This window comes from Pseudomonas quercus (assembly GCF_012033695.1).
Classification (GTDB): domain Bacteria; phylum Pseudomonadota; class Gammaproteobacteria; order Pseudomonadales; family Pseudomonadaceae; genus Aquipseudomonas; species Aquipseudomonas quercus.
On record NZ_JAAVJI010000015.1, the window covers coordinates 108504 to 124604 of the forward strand.

Annotated in this window: 16 protein-coding genes; 11 read left to right on the forward strand and 5 right to left on the reverse strand. The window is 58.5% G+C overall.

Annotated elements, in window-relative coordinates:
• Nucleotides 1-94: 94 nt before the first annotated feature.
• Nucleotides 95-1267, forward strand: a complete 1173-nt coding sequence (locus HBH25_RS19840) for a pyridoxal phosphate-dependent aminotransferase (RefSeq protein ID WP_168085670.1) — start codon at nucleotides 95-97, stop codon at nucleotides 1265-1267.
• Nucleotides 1267-1980: a DNA/RNA nuclease SfsA gene (gene sfsA, locus HBH25_RS19845; protein ID WP_168085671.1), complete on the forward strand. Its 714-nt coding sequence runs from the start codon at nucleotides 1267-1269 to the stop codon at nucleotides 1978-1980. The genes HBH25_RS19840 and sfsA overlap by 1 nt, the downstream gene beginning before the upstream one ends.
• A 190-nt stretch (nucleotides 1981-2170) precedes the next feature.
• On the opposite strand, the gene HBH25_RS19850 is transcribed toward sfsA, so the two are convergent.
• The 4 genes from HBH25_RS19850 to HBH25_RS19865 form a co-directional block, all read right to left on the reverse strand.
• A complete protein-coding gene (locus tag HBH25_RS19850; protein WP_168085672.1) occupies nucleotides 2171-2962 on the reverse strand; it encodes a Crp/Fnr family transcriptional regulator in 792 nt (263 codons plus the stop codon).
• Between the two features lie 35 nt (nucleotides 2963-2997).
• Complete coding sequence (locus HBH25_RS19855) at nucleotides 2998-3273, reverse strand: TfoX/Sxy family protein (protein ID WP_168085673.1); 276 nt, start codon at nucleotides 3271-3273, stop codon at nucleotides 2998-3000.
• A gap of 48 nt (nucleotides 3274-3321) precedes the next feature.
• The gene (locus HBH25_RS19860) at nucleotides 3322-3666 is read right to left on the reverse strand and encodes a pentapeptide repeat-containing protein (RefSeq protein ID WP_168085674.1); all 345 of its coding nucleotides are present in this window, start codon (nucleotides 3664-3666) and stop codon (nucleotides 3322-3324) included.
• Between the two features lie 86 nt (nucleotides 3667-3752).
• Nucleotides 3753-5294: a bifunctional aminoglycoside phosphotransferase/ATP-binding protein gene (locus tag HBH25_RS19865; protein ID WP_168085675.1), complete on the reverse strand. Its 1542-nt coding sequence runs from the start codon at nucleotides 5292-5294 to the stop codon at nucleotides 3753-3755.
• 117 nt (nucleotides 5295-5411) lie between these two features.
• Between HBH25_RS19865 and mrcB the strand changes: the two genes are divergently transcribed.
• The 3 genes from mrcB to HBH25_RS19880 are packed head-to-tail and all read left to right on the forward strand — an operon-like array spanning nucleotide 5412 to nucleotide 8807.
• On the forward strand, nucleotides 5412-7733 hold the full coding sequence (gene mrcB, locus HBH25_RS19870; protein WP_168085676.1) for a penicillin-binding protein 1B: 2322 nt from the start codon (nucleotides 5412-5414) through the stop codon (nucleotides 7731-7733).
• 13 nt (nucleotides 7734-7746) lie between these two features.
• On the forward strand, nucleotides 7747-8475 hold the full coding sequence (locus tag HBH25_RS19875) for a tetratricopeptide repeat protein (RefSeq protein WP_168085677.1): 729 nt from the start codon (nucleotides 7747-7749) through the stop codon (nucleotides 8473-8475).
• A gap of 2 nt (nucleotides 8476-8477) precedes the next feature.
• The gene (locus HBH25_RS19880; RefSeq protein ID WP_168085678.1) at nucleotides 8478-8807 is read left to right on the forward strand and encodes a YqcC family protein; all 330 of its coding nucleotides are present in this window, start codon (nucleotides 8478-8480) and stop codon (nucleotides 8805-8807) included.
• 21 nt (nucleotides 8808-8828) lie between these two features.
• Here the strand turns inward: HBH25_RS19880 and HBH25_RS19885 are convergent, their stop codons facing one another.
• Nucleotides 8829-9266, reverse strand: coding sequence for a DUF4124 domain-containing protein (locus HBH25_RS19885; RefSeq protein WP_168085679.1), 438 nt, complete (start codon nucleotides 9264-9266; stop codon nucleotides 8829-8831).
• A gap of 354 nt (nucleotides 9267-9620) precedes the next feature.
• Between HBH25_RS19885 and HBH25_RS19890 the strand changes: the two genes are divergently transcribed.
• From HBH25_RS19890 to msrQ, 6 genes are all read left to right on the forward strand, one after another.
• Nucleotides 9621-11345, forward strand: coding sequence for an acetolactate synthase 3 large subunit (locus HBH25_RS19890; protein WP_168085686.1), 1725 nt, complete (start codon nucleotides 9621-9623; stop codon nucleotides 11343-11345).
• A gap of 2 nt (nucleotides 11346-11347) precedes the next feature.
• Nucleotides 11348-11839, forward strand: a complete 492-nt coding sequence (gene ilvN / locus HBH25_RS19895) for an acetolactate synthase small subunit (RefSeq protein WP_168085680.1) — start codon at nucleotides 11348-11350, stop codon at nucleotides 11837-11839.
• Between the two features lie 49 nt (nucleotides 11840-11888).
• Nucleotides 11889-12905 (forward strand): ketol-acid reductoisomerase, encoded by a 1017-nt coding sequence (gene ilvC, locus HBH25_RS19900; protein WP_168085681.1) that lies wholly within the window; start codon nucleotides 11889-11891, stop codon nucleotides 12903-12905.
• A gap of 147 nt (nucleotides 12906-13052) precedes the next feature.
• Complete coding sequence (gene pssA, locus HBH25_RS19905) at nucleotides 13053-13901, forward strand: CDP-diacylglycerol--serine O-phosphatidyltransferase (protein ID WP_168085682.1); 849 nt, start codon at nucleotides 13053-13055, stop codon at nucleotides 13899-13901.
• A gap of 56 nt (nucleotides 13902-13957) precedes the next feature.
• Nucleotides 13958-14959, forward strand: a complete 1002-nt coding sequence (msrP, locus tag HBH25_RS19910) for a protein-methionine-sulfoxide reductase catalytic subunit MsrP (RefSeq protein WP_168085683.1) — start codon at nucleotides 13958-13960, stop codon at nucleotides 14957-14959.
• Nucleotides 14959-15579, forward strand: a complete 621-nt coding sequence (gene msrQ / locus HBH25_RS19915; protein ID WP_168085684.1) for a protein-methionine-sulfoxide reductase heme-binding subunit MsrQ — start codon at nucleotides 14959-14961, stop codon at nucleotides 15577-15579. The genes msrP and msrQ overlap by 1 nt, the downstream gene beginning before the upstream one ends.
• Nucleotides 15580-16101 lie beyond the last annotated feature (522 nt).

Here is a 16101-nt window from a genome sequence, read left to right on the forward strand (position 1 = left end):
GGTATGGCAGATCATTCAACAGTGCTCCAAAACCGCGCATTTGCAGGGTTTGTACCGTAGAATCAGGCTTTGCCAGGCAATACGAGACCCGCTCATGGCCAAGCCTTACAGCGCCCGCAGCCGCGCGATAGAACCTTTTCATGTAATGGCCCTGCTGGCCCGTGCGAACGAATTGCAGGCGGCCGGCCATGACGTGATACACCTCGAAATTGGTGAGCCGGATTTCGTGACGGCAGCGCCTATCGTTGCTGCCGGGCAGGCGGCACTTGCCAAGGGCCATACGGGCTATACTGCTGCCCGTGGCCTGCCGGCCTTGCGCCAGGCCATTGCCGGGTTCTATGGGCAGCGGTATGGCCTGGACCTCGACCCGGCACGCATCATGATCACCCCTGGCGGATCTGGCGCGTTGCTGTTGACCAGCGCGTTGCTGGTAGACCCCGGGCAGCACTGGCTGCTGGCAGACCCTGGCTACCCTTGCAACCGGCATTTTCTGCGGCTGATCGAAGGAGAAGCAAAGCTGGTGCCGGTAGGGCCAGGAGAGCAGTACCAGCTCAATGCGCAGTTGATAGCCGAACATTGGGATGCCCAGTCGGCCGGTGCACTGGTCGCTTCCCCGGCCAACCCCACCGGTGCCGTGCTGGGGCTCGATGCGTTGCAGGCGCTTGGTGAGGCGATCAGAGCCCGTGACGGCCATCTGGTAGTGGATGAGATCTACCATGGGCTGACCTACGGGATGGACGCCCGTAGCGTGCTTGAAGTGAATGATGAAGCGTTCGTGCTCAATAGCTTTTCCAAATATTTCGGCATGACGGGCTGGCGGCTGGGTTGGCTAGTGGCTCCGCCGCAAGCCATACCAGCGCTGGAAAAGCTGGCCCAGAACCTGTATATCAGTGCGCCAAGCATTGCTCAGCACGCAGCCCTGGCCTGTTTCGAGCCGGCCACCCTTGAGATATTCGAGCAGCGCCGCGAAGCTTTTCGTGAACGGCGGGACTTTCTCTTGCCCGCTTTGCGCGAGCTGGGTTTCGACATTGCCGTGGAACCTGAAGGCGCGTTCTACCTTTATGCTGACATCAGCCGCTTTGGTGGGGATGCCTTTGCGTTCTCTCAGTTCTTCCTTGAGCAAACGTATGTGGCGTTTACCCCAGGGCTGGATTTTGGCCGTCACCTGGCTCGCCAGCATGTGCGCTTTGCTTACACCCAAGCTCTGCCACGCCTGGAACAGGCCGTTGAGCGTATTGCCCAGGGCCTGCAGCGGTGGCAAGGCTGATGCGCTTCGACCCTCCGCTTGAGCCTGCCACACTGTTGAAACGTTACAAACGCTTTCTGGCTGACATCGAGCTGCCCGATGGTAGCCAACTGACGGTCCATTGCCCTAACACCGGCTCGATGCTCAATTGCATGGCGCCGGGTTGCCGGGTATGGATCAGCCGCTCTAATGACCCCAAACGCAAGCTGCCGGGTACCTGGGAAATGGTAGAGACGCCTCAGGGGCGGTTGGCCTGTATCAATACAGCGCGGGCCAATCGCGTGGTAGAAGAAGCATTGCTGGCAGGCGCCATTCCGGAGCTGGCCGGGTTTACGCAGCTGCGCCGGGAAGTCCGCTATGGCCAGGAAAACAGCCGGGTAGACTTCCACCTCATGTACCCCGACGGCGAAGCCTATGTAGAAGTGAAAAGCGTAACCCTGGGCTTTGAGGGGGGTGTGGTAGCGGCTTTCCCGGATGCCGTGACCCAGCGCGGTGCTCGCCACTTGCGTGAGCTGGCCGCGCTCGCGTCTCGGGGTACCCGTGCCATTCAGCTGTTTTGCGTGAACCTGACCGGGGTGGAGGCTGTGCGACCAGCGTGGGAGATCGATGACGCCTATGCCCAGGCGCTACGTTGGGCGGTGGGTGAGGGTGTGGAAGTGCTGGCGTATGGGGTGCACCTGAGCACGGAAGAGATTTTTATTGACCGGCGCCTGGCACTTCACTTGGAGAGCTGATGCCTCCTGAGCTTGGCTGGCGAGTACGTTGGTCAAAAAAAGACCCGGCATGCGCCGGGTCAATAACCGTGATTAGCCTGATGAGGAGATAAGGTCAGTCCGAACCACCGGGCTGCTTATCGACTGATCTCGCGACCAGTTGTGTTAATAATAACTATTCACATTTGAGAGTCAAGTGCATTCTCGAAATTCATTGCCCTTCCGGCCCTGCATGTGTGAGCTGCCGGTTTAAGGTATTGATTTTCCTAGCCATGCTTTCGATGAGGCTATGTGCAATTTTTGGGTTTGCCTGTGTCATCGCCAAGAATTGGTCCTTGGGAACCATGATGACGGTGCAGGCTGTGCTCGCAATAACAGTGGCTGTGCGCTTTTCATCCGTAAATACAGACATGGCGCCGAAGATCTCTTCCTTGGCGACATCCCCGACTTTCAGGCCATCCACGAACGCTTCGGCATGTCCCTCTGTAATGATGAACACGTGATCTGGCTCATCACCTTGCCGTATCAGCACCTCACCTGCTGCCACATGCTTGAAACCATTCGTACCTCGGTATTCCGGCTGCGTAGCCTGTGCAACCGCTTGCGCGAGCAACCAGGCCTGGCCTCCCAGGTAGTCCGCTAGTGCCTGCGCCTGGCCTTGAGCACCGATATGCATAAAGAGGGCTTCCCGTTCGTAAGGCACCAGGCTTACGGGCGCCACGGTATGGGCTTGCGCAGTAAGGCCTTCAGGCACATCCGCTAGGCCAAGCAGGTCGCCTTCGCCAAGGTAGAACAGGGCACGGCCACTTACGCTGATATGCACCAAGCCTGCCTCTAGGTGGTAGACGCAATTGGCCTCCATATGGGGGGCCAGAGGTGTGTTTGCCGGCAGCGTCACTGCAGCGCCGCAAGGCTGGGCCCCAGCCAGCAGGCGGTGCGGCAAGCCCTGCAAGCGGTTGATCCATTGTTCGGTGTAAGCCGACGGCTCGCCAATCAGGTACATAGGGGTAGCCTCAAGCCTGCGCAGTGCGAGGCGGGTCAGGGGGTGCGGCGGCCCGGAGGCTGTGCGTCCAGCGCATTGTTCAGGGCCTGCTTGCGTTCAGCGGGAAGCTCATTCCAATGAATACCCAGCAGGGCACCCTCAATGGCGTAGAGCAGTACCTTGGACGCGCGGAAACCACGGGCCTTTACGGCGCGGTAGGCATTGACGGCCCCAAGGCGGCGCAGGTCTGCTGCGCTATGAATGCCTACGGCATGCAGCCATTGAGCAGAGGTTTTCCCTAAATTGCGCAGTTCCTGCAGCTCGTCGTTCATCCACGCTCCTTGACGGCCTGTGCTGGCACGGTGCTTAACAGCCCCGTCTTATTTGGTGCGGTAGCGCAACCGTGTACCGAAATTGACCGACATAAGAATTTCATCAGCGCTCAATTCGGGAGGAAAGTACGCGCCTGAAATCTGCGCATGGGCCAAGGACGCACCTTCGAGCCGAGACCCCCTGAAGTCGATGCCTCGCAGGTCTGCAGAACGGAAGTAAGCGTCGCTCAGGTCAACGCCTTCGGCGTCTAGATTACGCAGGTCCAGGCCGCGGAAGTCGGCCCCGGTAAAGTCCACTGTGCCTTCACGGCGTTTTTCTTCGTTGAAGGCCTCGATTTTTTCGTCTTTGAGAAGCGCGAACAAGGGCGAGTCGATCTGCTTTGGAAGGGTCATGGCTACAGCTCCGTGGGAAAGGTGGCGCCATCATAATGGCACCACCCTGAAACCGAAGGTGTGGACTGGTTCACGTGCCGCTCAGGTCACAGGCCCGGCAATCGGTGGCGAATGGTATCAATCACGGCATCGACACTGCTGGCGTCGTGTGTGTCAACGCTTTTGGCCGCCAGCAATTGCTCTCCGGACAAGGGCTCGCGGGTGCGCTGCTGGGTTTCAATCACGTCCAGGGTGGCATCGGAAGGGTCCGGCTGCTGCTGCGCCTGGCGCTGGATCAACCAGCTCTCGATCACCGCCTGGGGGGCGCTGCAATCCAGAATGAAAAACGGTACGGCCTGATCCTGGGCAATGGCCTGGGCATCGGCACGCTGGGCCTGCTTGAGATAAGTGGCATCCAGCACTACCGGCAGGCCGGCACTGAGCACTGTGGCGGCCAGTTGATGCAGGCGCGCATACGTTGCTTCACTGGCATAGTCGCTGTACAACGCCTGTTCGTCCTCGGCAAACAATCGTTTGCGTTCTACGTCCGAGCGCAGGCGTATGGCGCCCAGGGCTTCGACCAGGCGTAGGGCGACATGGCTTTTGCCCACAGCGGAAACGCCGCTGGTAATCGCCAGGAAATGCGACGGGATAGCGCTGTAGCGCTCTGCCAGGGTGGCGTAGTTGCGGTACTGGCGTAGCGAGGTGGCGCGCTGCAGGCCGTCGGCGTTGGCCGGTAGGGTGAACAGCGCGACCTTGGCCCGGACCATGGCCCGGTAGGCTTTGTAGAAGCTGAGCAGTGGCAGGCCGGCATAGTCGCCAGTCAGTTCCAGGTAGCGGGTGACCAATCGCCGTGACAACCCTTTAAGCCCGCGGTCCTCCAGGTCCATGGCCAGGAAGCCCAGGTCGGCGTAGACGTCGGTGAAGCGGAAGGGCTCGTTGAATTCGATACAGTCGAAAATCACCACGTTGCCATCGATCAGGGTGGCATTGCCCAGGTGGATATCACCGTGGCATTCGCGAATGAAGCCATCAGCCTTGCGTTGTTCCAGCAAGGGTAGCAAGCGGTTGTATTCGGCGCCCGCCCACGCGTCCAGCGCATCGAGCTGGGCAAGGTCGGCGCTCTCGGACAGGAACGGCTTGATCTGTTCGAAATTCTGTACCACCGGTGCCATGACGCTTTCTGGCGTGCCCTCGGCGCGTTCGCTGGGCACATGGGGTGCCGAGAGGTGGAAGCGAGCGATCTGCTCGGCCATGGAGTCCACATGGGCGCTGGTAAGCTCGCCATTGGCTTGCAAGGTGCCTAACAGTTGGCTTTGGGGGAATTGACGCATCTTCAGCGCGTACTCGATGGCCGGGCCATCACCGCCAAGCACCGGCGCACTTTCAGTGCCGCTGATGTTCACGACCTCAAGGTACAGGCCTTCTGTCAGGCGCTGGTTCAGGCGCAGTTCTTCCTGGCAGAAGTGCTGGCGGGCAGCGAGCGTAGTGAAGTCCAGGAAGCCGAAGTTCATGGGCTTTTTGATCTTGTAGGCGTACGGCCCAGTAAGAATGACCCAGGAAATGTGGGTTTCAATGAGCTCGAAAGTGTCGACCGGGTGAGGGTAGAGCGCTGGGTTCTGCAGCGCGGCAATGAGGGCTTGGCTCACGGAAAATCCTTGTGCGGGCGAGGGGCATTGCTGATCATTATGGCGGCTTGGGCCAGTGCTGCAAACTGCAACAAGGTTTCTGTTTGCAGGTGTGCAAACTGCGTATAATGCGCCGCCATGACACGTAGCCGATCCCCCCGCAAACCTTCTCGTTCCTCCTCGAATCGCACCCGTACCTGGCTTGGTTGGGCGTTCAAGCTCGCCCTTGTGGGCCTTGTAGCGCTAGCCGGCGTGGCCATTTACCTGGATGCCGTGGTGCAGGAAAAATTCTCCGGCAAGCGCTGGACCATCCCTGCAAAGGTCTACGCACGGCCCCTTGAGCTATTCGTTGGGCAAAAACTAGAGCTCAAGGATTTCCTCACTGAGCTTGATGCCTTGGGCTACCGGCGTGTACCAACCGTGGACGGCCCTGGCCAGGTGGCCGTGAACGGCAGCACCGTATCGCTCAATACCCGGGGCTTCCAGTTCTACGAGGGGCTGGAACAGGCCCGGCCGGTGCGTGTGCGCTTCAATGGGGACTATGTGGGCGAATTGAGCGGTGGTGGCGATAAATTGCCCGTGGTGCGGTTGGAGCCGCTCATGATTGGCGGTATATACCCCAAAAACCTCGAAGACCGCATTCTGATCAAGCTGGACCAGGTGCCGCCCTACCTTATCGACACCTTGGTGACGGTCGAAGACCGCGATTTCTATCACCACTTCGGCGTGTCCCCCAAGTCCATCGCCCGCGCGGTGTACGTGAACGCGTCCAAGGGCCAGATGCGCCAAGGCGGCAGTACCCTCACGCAACAGCTGGTCAAGAACTTCTACCTCACCAATGAGCGTAGCCTTAGCCGCAAGCTCACCGAAGCGATGATGGCGGTATTGCTGGAGCTGCATTACAGCAAACAGGAAATTCTCGAGGCCTACCTCAACGAAGTATTCATCGGCCAGGACGGGCAGCGGGCTGTTCATGGCTTCGGGTTGGCGAGCCAGTTCTTCTTCAGCCAACCTTTGTCGGAACTGCGCCTTCACCAGGTAGCCTTGCTGGTGGGGATGGTCAAGGGGCCGTCCTATTACAACCCGCGCCGCTACCCGGACCGTGCGCTGGAGCGCCGCAACCTGGTACTGGACCTGCTCCAGGAACAAGGTGTGGCAACGCCTGAAGCTGTGGCCGCGGCGAAGAAGATGCCATTGGGCGTCACCCAGCGCGGCAGCCTGGCAGACAGCTCCTTCCCTGGCTTCCTGGACCTGGTGAAGCGCCAGTTGCGCGAAGACTATCGCGAAGAAGACCTCACCGGCGAAGGCCTGCGAATCTTCACCAGTTTCGACCCTATCCTGCAAATGAAGGCCGAGGCAGCCGTGAGCGAAAGCTTCAAGCGTTTCTCGGCCCGCAAGGGAGGGGATGCCATGGAAACCGCCATGGTGGTGACCAACCCTGAAAGCGGTGAAGTGCAGGCGCTGGTGGGCAGCCGCCAGGCAGGCTTCGCAGGCTTCAACCGGGCGTTGGACGCCGTGCGCCCAATTGGCTCTCTGGTCAAGCCCGCCATCTACCTCACGGCGCTGGAAAAACCCAGCCAGTACACCCTCACCAGTTGGATCAAGGACGAACCGTTTTCGGTGAAAGGTGGAGATGGCCAGGTGTGGTCGCCGCAGAACTACGAACGCGGCTCCAATGGCACGATTTTCCTGTATCAGGGCCTGGCGCACTCCTACAACCTGTCCAGCGCCCGGCTAGGCCTGGACCTGGGCATACCGAACGTATTCAAAACCCTCGGCAAGCTGGGGGTGGACGTGGATTGGCCCGCGTACCCGTCCATGCTGCTAGGCGCTGGGGCGCTGACGCCCATGCAAGTGGCTACGGTGTACCAGACCCTCGCCAACGGCGGCTACAACACGCCCATGCGTGGTATCCGCAGTGTGCTGACTGCAGAAGGACAGCCGCTCAAGCGTTATCCGTTCCAGATCCAGCAGCGCTTCGACCCTGGCAGTATCTACCTGATTCAAACGGCCATGCAGCGGGTGATGCGTGAAGGGACCGGGCGGTCGGTGTACAGCGTATTGCCGTCTACCTTGAACCTGGCGGGCAAGACCGGTACGACCAACGATTCCCGTGACAGCTGGTTCGCAGGCTTTAGCCAGGACCTGCTGGCGGTGGTCTGGATGGGGCGTGACGATAACGGGAAAACCCCTTACACCGGCGCTACAGGGGCCCTGCAGGTATGGACCAACTTCATGCGCAAGGCTGATCCGCTGCCACTGAACATGGCTGTGCCGGATAATGTCACGCTAGCCTGGGTCGATGCCCAAACCGGCCAAGGGTCGGCTGAAGGCTGCCCCAATGCCGTACAGATGCCTTATATTCGAGGCAGCGAGCCTGTGCCAGGCACGGCCTGCAATGCTGCCCAGGACACGCCCGCCGCTCCGGTAATGGACTGGATCAAAGGCTGGCTGAATTGATTGAGGAACTGACGTGAACAAGTGGTTGTTATCAATGCTCGGCGCTGCGGCCCTGTTGCAAGGGTGTGCCAGCGTACCGCGCGGTTCGATTCCGGTGGTCGATCAAGGTTCGGCTGTGTCCAATAGCGAGCGGGTGTCGGCAAACCGCAACACGGCCTACCGGCCACCGGTTGCCAGGGCGCCTGTACAGGCAGCGCCGGAAGACAGTGGTGTGCAGGTCATGGTACCCACCTCCAGCGCGCCGATTCAGGCCAGTGCCGCACCTATCAGTACTACACCTATCACACCTGGCCCTGTCACCAACGGCCCGGCCTACACTGCTCCAGCGCCTGTGGCGCCCACTGCCCAGTACAGTGCGCCCGCAGCGCCCAGTGGCATTCCTTCGGCCAGCCAGGCCAGTGGGGGCTTGGCGGCAGATGAGCAACTGGATGGTCCGGTGCTGGCACTGCTGACCACCGCGCAGCAGCAACAAGGCGGTGGGGATCTCAATGGAGCCTCCTCCAGCCTGGAGCGAGCACAGCGTATCGCCCCTCGCGAGCCCCAAGTGCTGTTCCGCCTGGCCCAGGTCCGGCTTGCCCAAGGTGATGCGGCCCAGGCCGAGCAGTTCGCTCGGCGCGGTTTGAGCTATGCCAGCGGTCGCCCAGACCTGCAGGCAAGGCTGTGGGAAACGGTTGCCCAAGCTCGCGAAAAACAAGGCGACGCCGCCGGCGCGGCCTTGGCTCGCAAGAACGCCCGGGGTTGACGATGGACAGTCGACTGCCCGCCATTGCTGACCAACTGCTGTTGATCGAGCGCGCCCTGCGCCAGGCTGGTTGGTGGAGTAGCGAACCGCCCGACGTTCAAGCGCTTGCCAGCCCGGAGCCTTTCTGTGTCGATACGCTCAGTTTCGAGCAATGGCTGCAATGGATCTTTCTGCCTCGAATGAAACTGATCATCGAGCAGGGCCAGCCATTGCCCAACGCCTCGGGCATTTTGGCCATGGCTGAAATGGTGTACGCGGGCCAGCAGGGGCCCGCATATGAACTCATGGTATCGCTGAAACAGTTCGACGCGCTGATCGCCAGCCAAGCTTGATGCTGTGCAAAGCGCTTAGGCTCAGTGGCATTGCTCGGCGATGGCCTTGCGCGTATCACTGATCTGCGTCTGCCGCTCTTGCTCTGTCAGCCGCCTGAGCTCCCCGTCCACCTCTTGCCGTACCCGAGGGTTGTTGTTCAACTGGGCCAGGTTGGTCCGAGCCTGATCGCAAAAATCCTTCGTTTTCTCTGCTTCTTCAGCCACCTGCTCTTTCACTTTGGCATCAGCTGCTTTCTGTTCAGGGTCATTGTCCACGTCGTCATTATCGTTTTCAGCGCCTTTTGGCGGGCTGGAAGGTGGCGGCGCGTGTGTGTCGATGGGCGTGGCGGCTTGCCCAGTCGGCGGCTTGGCGTCGAAGTGTGTCACTCCATTACCATCCACCCACTTGTACACCTGAGCGGCGTGCAGCGATCCCATCGAAACCAGCATCAAGCTGGCTACCAGGCGTGTAAGGCGCATGTCCTCTCCGTCGTTCTAAACAAGGCTTGGGTCAAAACTACCACAGAAGCATAAAGTCAACAGAGCGCTTGACTTGGGAGGGGCTATTTACAACAATCCAAAGTCCGCTGTGAAGGGAATGCCAGAAGCAGACCCGCTCAGCAGATCATGAGGCGCACACCCGCGCCGACCCGCTACACCCGCAACGCGTTACCTCGCGCTGGGTGGGAAACCCCCGCAACACTTGGGGAATTCCCAATACTTGCTCAGTCAGTGCTGACGTAGTCGGCGACTACCGTCGCTCATGCTCTGCTTGGCAGTAAACCTAATGGACCCGCTTCCCAGCGGTATTCTGGCGTTTTAGAGGTGAACAACGTGGAGCTCTTGTCCGGCGGTGAGATGATCGTCCGCTTCTTGCGTGACGAAGGTGTCAAACACATCTATGGGTACCCTGGTGGTGCTCTTCTTCATGTTTACGATGCCCTGTTCAAGGAACCGGCTGTCTCGCACATCCTGGTTCGTCACGAGCAGGCGGCTACCCATATGGCCGACGGCTACGCCCGTGCTACTGGCAAGGCTGGCGTCGTGCTGGTGACCTCCGGGCCAGGTGCAACCAACGCTATTACCGGTATCGCCACGGCCTATATGGATTCGATTCCAATGGTGGTGCTGTCTGGCCAGGTGCCCAGCACCATGGTGGGTACCGACGCGTTCCAGGAAACCGACATGATCGGTATCTCCCGGCCTATCGTGAAGCACAGCTTCATGATCAAGCACCCGTCGGAAATACCCGAGGTGCTGAAAAAGGCCTTCTACTTGGCTGAGTCCGGCCGCCCCGGTCCGGTAGTAGTCGATATCCCGAAGGATATGACCAACCCGGCGGAAAAGTTCGAATACATCTACCCTAAAAAGGTCAAGCTGCGCTCTTATTCGCCAGCGGTGCGCGGCCATTCCGGGCAGATTCGCAAAGCCGCAGAAATGCTTGTGGCCGCACGCCGGCCTGTGATCTACGCCGGCGGTGGCGTAATTCTCGGCGGCGCCTCAAGCCCGCTTACAGAGCTGGCCCGCCTGCTGAATGCTCCCGTGACCAACACGCTCATGGGGCTGGGGGCCTACCCTGGCACTGACCGTCAGTTCGTGGGCATGCTGGGCATGCATGGCAGTTATACGGCTAACCTCGCCATGCACCACGCTGATGTGATTTTCGCGGTGGGTGCGCGTTTCGACGATCGCGTGATCAACGGCGCAGCCAAGTTCTGCCCTAACGCCAAGATCATTCATGTGGATATCGATCCGGCCTCCATTTCCAAGACCATCAAGGCCGATGTCCCTATCGTTGGGCCGGTCGAGAGCGTGTTGACTGAAATGGTCGCGGCTTACAAAGAGCTGGGCCAGGTGCCAGACAAAGACGCCGTCGCCGCATGGTGGAAACAGATTGACGAGTGGCGTGGTGATCGTGGCCTGTTCCCTTACGAACAGGGCGACGGCCCGTTGATCAAGCCACAGACCGTGATCCGCACCTTGTTCGAAGTGACTGAAGGTGATGCGTTCATCACCTCCGATGTGGGGCAGCATCAGATGTTCGCCGCCCAGTACTACCCGTTCGACAAGCCCAACCGTTGGATCAACTCCGGTGGCCTGGGCACCATGGGCTTCGGCTTCCCCTCAGCCATGGGGGTGAAGCTCAATTTCCCGGACAGCGATGTTGCCTGTGTGACGGGGGAGGGGAGTATTCAGATGAATATCCAGGAGCTCTCCACCTGCATGCAGTACGGTTTGCCCGTGAAGATCGTGAACCTGAACAATGGCGTGCTGGGTATGGTTCGCCAATGGCAGGACATGAACTACAGCAGCCGCCATTCCCATTCGTACATGGAGTCGCTGCCAGACTTCGTGAAGCTGGCCGAGGCTTATGGCCATGTGGGGATGCGCATCACCGACCTTAAAGACTTGAAGCCGATGATGGCCGAGGCCTTCGCCATGAAGGACCGCCTTGTCTTCCTGGACATTCAGGTCGATACCAGCGAGCACGTCTATCCGATGCAGATCAAGGACGGCGCTATGCGTGACATGTGGCTGAGCAAGACGGAGCGGACCTGACCATGCGACACATCATTTCCTTGTTGCTGGAAAACGAACCGGGCGCGCTGTCTCGTGTCGTCGGCCTGTTTTCGCAACGCAACTACAATATTGAAAGCCTGACCGTCGCCGCAACCGAAGACCCGACGCTGTCGCGCCTTACCTTGACTACCATCGGCCACGATGAGGTCATCGAGCAGATCACCAAGAACCTCAACAAGCTGGTAGAGGTGGTGAAGCTGGTAGACCTTTCAGAAAGTGCACATATCGAGCGCGAGTTGATGCTGGTCAAGATCAAGGCCACGGGCGCGCAGCGTGCAGAAGTGAAGCGCACCACGGACATCTTCCGGGGGCAGATCGTCGATGTCACCAGCAGCGTCTATACCGTGCAACTGACAGGTACTACCGACAAGCTCGACAGCTTCATCCAGGCCATCGGTACCACGTCGATTCTTGAAACGGTACGCAGCGGTGTAACCGGCATCGCTCGTGGCGACAAAGTACTCAGCATTTAATCAATCGTTTTGCAGATGGCCTATGGGCCAGGATAACCAGGGGAATTTCATGAAAGTTTATTACGACAAAGACTGCGACCTGTCCATCATCCAAGGCAAAAAGGTCGCCATCATCGGTTACGGTTCCCAGGGGCATGCCCAAGCGTGCAACCTGAAAGACTCCGGTGTTGATGTTGTCGTGGGCCTGCGCAAGGGTTCTGCTACCGTTGCCAAGGCTGAAGCTCATGGCCTGAAAGTAACCGACGTTGCCAGCGCCGTGGCTTCTGCTGACCTGGTGATGATTCTGACGCCGGACGAATTCCAGTCCGTTCTGTACAAGAACGAAGTTGAGCCCAACCTCAAGCAGGGCGCAACCCTGGCCTTCTCCCACGGCTTTGCCATTCACTACAACCAGGTTGTTCCTCGCAGCGACCTGGACGTGATCATGATCGCCCCTAAAGCGCCTGGTCACACAGTGCGTTCCGAGTTCGTAAAAGGCGGCGGTATTCCTGACCTGATCGCGATCTACCAAGATGCCTCTGGCAATGCCAAAAACGTTGCCCTGTCCTATGCCGCTGGCGTAGGTGGCGGCCGTACTGGCATCATCGAAACCACCTTCAAGGACGAAACCGAAACCGACTTGTTCGGCGAACAGGCCGTTTTGTGCGGCGGTGCGGTCGAGCTGGTAAAGGCTGGCTTCGAGACTCTCGTAGAAGCGGGTTATGCACCAGAAATGGCCTACTTCGAATGCCTGCACGAGCTCAAGCTGATCGTGGACCTCATGTACGAAGGCGGGATCGCCAACATGAACTACTCCATCTCCAACAATGCCGAGTATGGCGAGTACGTCACCGGCCCCGAGGTGATCAACGCTGAATCTCGCCAAGCCATGCGCAATGCACTCAAGCGCATCCAGGATGGTGAATACGCCAAGATGTTCATTGCAGAAGGCGCAGCCAACTACCCATCCATGACGGCCAAGCGTCGTAACAATGCGGCTCATGGCATTGAAGTGATCGGTGAGCAACTGCGCTCCATGATGCCTTGGATTTCGGCAAACAAGATCGTCGATAAAGCCAAGAACTGATTCTGAGCGGTAACTTGAAGAAACGCGGCCCTGGCCGCGTTTCTTCGTTTATGGCCCAGCCTTCTGGTATAAAGCTGCAACGTTTGCGTGCGAACCCTCGCCCCAGGCGCCTGTCGAAATTTTTCACACGTAGCAAGGTACCGTTTTATGAGCGAACGCCCCGAAGAGCCGAACACGGCCCCCGACGCCGATAGCCTGCTCCCTGTAGACGAGCATGTTGAGGAGGGCCAGGACGCTGAAGGTCGCAGGGTGCGCCACCGTGGCATCTACCTGCTGCCCAACCTATTCACGACTGCCAACCTGTTCGCTGGTTTCTACTCGATCATCAACTCGATCACAGCCCAGAGCGCGCTTAGTGCAGGCAACACGACCGAAGCGGTGAAGTATTATTCTTTTGCAGCCATCGCCATCTTCGTAGCCATGGTGCTCGACGGGCTGGACGGTCGTGTGGCGCGAATGACCAATACCCAAAGCGCATTTGGCGCAGAGTACGATTCGCTGTCAGACATGATTGCCTTTGGTATGGCACCTGCGCTGCTGGCCTTCGTCTGGGCTCTCGGTGCCATGGGCAAAGTGGGCTGGATGGTGGCCTTCATCTATGTGGCGGGTGCTGCATTGCGCCTGGCCCGCTTCAATACCCAGGTCGGCAAGGCTGATAAACGCTACTTTATCGGCCTGGCAAGCCCAGCCGCCGCAGGGGTAGTGGCGGGCACGGTATGGGCGCTGAGTGATTTTGAAATACCTGGCGCCAAGCTGTCCTTCCTTATCGCCATTCTGGTAGCCGGCGCGGGCATGCTGATGGTCAGTAATATCAAGTACAACAGCTTCAAGGAGCTCGATCTCAAAGGGCGTGTGCCTTTTGTAGCTATTCTTGCGGTTGTGCTGGTATTTGCGGTTGTGTTTATAGACCCACCCCGCATTTTGCTGCTCATCTTCCTCATCTATGCGGCGTCTGGCCCTGTTCAGCACTTGTTACGGATGCGTCGGCACAAGTGAAATAAATCAGGGCACACTCCGTCTTACGGTTTCTAACGCGTCATGGAGTGTGCCCCGTGCTCATCAAGGTCCCCCCGGCGTCGGCTTGTCATGAGTCAGACGTTACCCCCCAAAGTACTTATTTCTCCCGGCGTGCTGTGATGGCGGGCAGCGCAGCGCTTGCTGCAAGCGCTGCGCTGCCCGCCTGGGCCGCGTCAACCTATGACGGCGCCGATCCTGGCAACGTGCCGGAATGGCTCAAAGCCAAACTGGGTGATACCCACTGGCAAGCAGTGAACGTTGCGGGCGAAGCCATCACGCCTTTCAAGGATGCTACCCACTACAACAACTTTTACGAATTCGGCACGGACAAAGGTGACCCTGCGCAAAATGCCGGTAGCCTGAAAACCGACCCCTGGTCTGTGATGGTCGATGGTGAAGTGGGCAAACCTGGCAAGTACGCCTTGGAGGACTTCGTAAAGCCACACCAGCTGGAAGAGCGAATCTATCGCATGCGCTGTGTAGAGGCTTGGTCCATGGTTATCCCTTGGCTGGGCATACCGTTGGCTAGCATCCTCAAACAGGTGGAGCCTACCTCCAAGGCACGCTATGTTCGATTCGAAACGCTGCAGGACCCAACAAGCATGCCTGGGCAGCGTTCCAGCTTCTCTTATATAGAGTGGCCCTATCAGGAAGGGCTACGGCTGGACGAGGCCATGCACCCGCTTACCATTCTGGCTGTAGGCATGTATGGCCGAGAGTTGCCGAACCAGAACGGCGCACCATTGCGGTTGGTAGTGCCGTGGAAATATGGCTTCAAGGGCATCAAGTCCATTGTGCGCATCAGCCTGGTCGCCGAACAGCCGAAAACCACGTGGCAGGGGATCGCGCCCACAGAATACGGGTTCTTCGCCAACGTTAATCCCCATGTGGATCATCCGCGCTGGACGCAGGCCAGAGAGCGTCGCCTGCCCGGTACGCTGTTCGCACCCAATGTGCGCGAAACACAAATGTTCAACGGCTACGCGGACGAAGTAGCCTCGCTCTACACTGGAATGGATCTGAAGGTAAATTACTGATGCGTTATCCCTGGTTTCGTTTGGGCGTGTTCGTAGTGATAGCGGTATGGCCTGTGTGGTGGGTGTATCAGGCGTGGATTTTTGCGCTGGGGCCGGATCCGGGCAAAGTCTTGCTGCTGCGGTTCGGCCTGGGCGCCTTGGTAATGTTGTTGATTGCACTAAGCATGACCCCTCTCCAGCGTTTGACAGGGTGGAGCGGTTGGCTGGTGGTCCGGCGTCAGTTGGGGTTGTGGTGTTTTGCCTATGCTGCTCTGCATTTAGCGGCTTACCTGTTCTTCGTACTAGGCCTGGATCTCAGTCAGTTAGGTGTAGAGCTGCGCAAGCGGCCTTACATTATCGTTGGCGCCATAGCCTGGGTGCTGCTACTGGCATTGGCTGTAACGTCCAACCGCGCCAGCCAGCGCAAGCTTGGCAAAAAGTGGCGCATCTTGCATAAGGCGGCTTACCCGGCACTTGGCTTGGCCTTGTTGCATTTTCTCTGGATTGTGCGAGCAGATTGGGCTGAGTGGGCGATCTATGCGGGCATTGGTGTGGTGCTGATGCTCATGCGTGCGCCGCCCGTAGCCCGTTTGATGAAGCGCAAATCAAATAAACAGGCTAATTTGAAAAGAAGCGCTTGACGCGCTTTCGAATCCCCTTATAATGCGCCCCACTTCCAGCGACAACGGAACGGCAAACTTCTTGAGAATCAAGGGTTTACAGTTTCAAAGGTGCTGGAAGTGCTTCGGTCTCCGGATCGGACGCGGTGAAAAAGGGAGTTGACAGCAGGTTGTAACGCTGTAGAATTCGCCTCCCGCTTCGAGAGGTTGGTGAAGCGGTCAAGTGTTTGAAGTTGAACGAGAAATTCTGAAAGCTTCGCAAAATAAACGCTTGACAGAATGTACAGGCAGCGTAGAATGCGCGCCTCGGTTGAAGCGAAACACTTCAGCCACCGCTCTTTAACAAATGAATCAAGCAATTCGTGTGGGTGCTTGTGAGTTGGACTGATTGTCACAATGATTATCAGCATCACAAGTAACTCAGCGAAGAAATTCGAATGAGTGGCTTCCTTCGGGAAGTCTTGCGATTGCTGAGCCAAGTTTAGGGTTTTCTCAAAACCCAAGCAGTATTGAACTGAAGAGTTTGATCATGGCTCAGATTGA